The following is a 1,703-nucleotide window of genomic DNA, read 5'->3' as shown; positions in this document are numbered from 1 at the left end:
CGTCCCTCGGTTTTAAGGGTTTATCTCACATATACTCACTCATTCGCAGGATTTTGACACCTTGGTTTGCAGATGTTGTTCAGGAGAGCGCTCATCAGATGTAGCTATTCCCATTTTGGGCATGCGGGAACAGAAGAAGTGTTGGAACATTTCTCCAAGGGATATTCTTCTGCACGTAACACTCCACACTTACCTTGGGGTTCACCATCCCATGACTCTACGGGTCTTTGCCCTAACATTCCTTCGTTACACCTGACCAAGGCGTGGAGACCGATAACGTTTAGCTGACGGGTCTGAGCCCTTATCGGGCAGTAACTCGGTCCTCCGTGCTTTCTTTTTTTAATCCTGCGAATGACTCAATACACAGTTCTTTATCAGTCTTAAGCAGCTTGATTAATAAGAGGAACCACTCTTTCTGGAGAGAAGTCCTCTCCTCGCGCAACTATACCAATGATGATTCGAGCCAGTTTTCCAAGCACTTTAAACAGAGACTGTTGCTTCTTCATTTGCTTAATTTGAACATTATACTCGTGCAGTTGTCTGAACACAGGGTTATTTCCAATGAGCTGCAGCGTTGCCAAGTAAAGATATTTACGTAGCGTTGCGTCGCCCCTCTTGGAAAGTACGATCTGACCCTTTCGCTTTCCGGACGTGCTTTCAGCTAGGTTTAATCCTGCTTTACGTAACAACTGGCGTCCGTGGGCATACTGTCTGAGATCACCAGTGCCTGATAGAATTGCTGCAATACAGATAAAGCCTAGGCCGATCGAACGTAATTGCTTGGCCATTGGAATACCGCTAAGCAATTTTTCGATATCTTTTTCAATTGTATCTAGTACCTCTACAATCCGTTCAAACTCTTCTAATAACCGTTTGAGATCCTGTTTTGCTTCAAGAAGAGCGGTTGTGTCACCTATACTTTGTTTAGCTGTAGCAATTAGCTGAGCAGCTTTTTGCGTGCCGGTAGAGCCAGCGGCACGCTTCATATGCTTCCTCCAGGCTGTAATCACTTCGGATACGGAAAGCAACTCTATTTCTTGCGGAGAAGGAAATTCCTTAAGAGTGGCCAATGATCGCTTACTTGTCCAGTCTTTAAAGACGGAGAAATACTCTGGGAAGCGTATGTCTAACCAGCGAATAATCCGATTCTGCAACCTCACACTATTTGTTACCCAAAATTCCCGATCACTCATAATTGTTTGCAACCTTTGAAAGACAACAGCGTGCCGAGAGAAATCATAGTAGAAACCTCGACTAACCACATCAGCAATGACGAGTGCATCCTTCGGATCACTCTTGGAGGGGGAATTATCGCGGTTTTCCTTGTTTCGTTTGGTGGTAGCTGGATTCACCATGACAACATCTTTGCCCTTGTCAGCAAGCCAATTAGCAAGGTTATATCCATAGTGTCCCGTTGGTTCCATACCGATTATGACGTTCTTTAANTTCACCATGACAACATCTTTGCCCTTGTCAGCAAGCCAATTAGCAAGGTTATATCCATAGTGTCCCGTTGGTTCCATACCGATTATGACGTTCTTTAAATGATGCTTCTGCCCAATCTCATGGATCCATCGCTCTAATTTCATATAACCTTCAATTGTATTTGAGAAAGAAAGATGCCTCTTAGTAAGTATGATTCCTCGAAAATTTGTTGCTTGTGCGACATGTGTTTCTTTCGCTATATCGATTCCCACAATGAG

1 protein-coding gene and 1 pseudogene are annotated in these 1,703 nt (G+C 44.0%); both read right to left on the bottom strand.

Annotated features, from left to right (window positions below):
- Positions 1-380: 380 nt before the first annotated feature.
- Positions 381-1,445 (bottom strand): annotated as a pseudogene (locus ASG85_RS14805) (IS110 family transposase); the annotation flags it as partial.
- Between the two features lies 1 nt (position 1,446).
- On the bottom strand, positions 1,447-1,697 hold a 251-nt coding region (locus tag ASG85_RS39155), incomplete at its 3' end, for an IS110 family transposase (RefSeq protein WP_235549222.1).
- Positions 1,698-1,703 lie beyond the last annotated feature (6 nt).

This window comes from Paenibacillus sp. Soil724D2 (assembly GCF_001427935.1).
GTDB lineage: Bacteria > Bacillota > Bacilli > Paenibacillales > NBRC-103111 > Paenibacillus_E.
The sequence above is the reverse complement of the archived record's forward strand: the minus strand, read 5'-3'. Positions and strand labels throughout refer to the sequence as shown.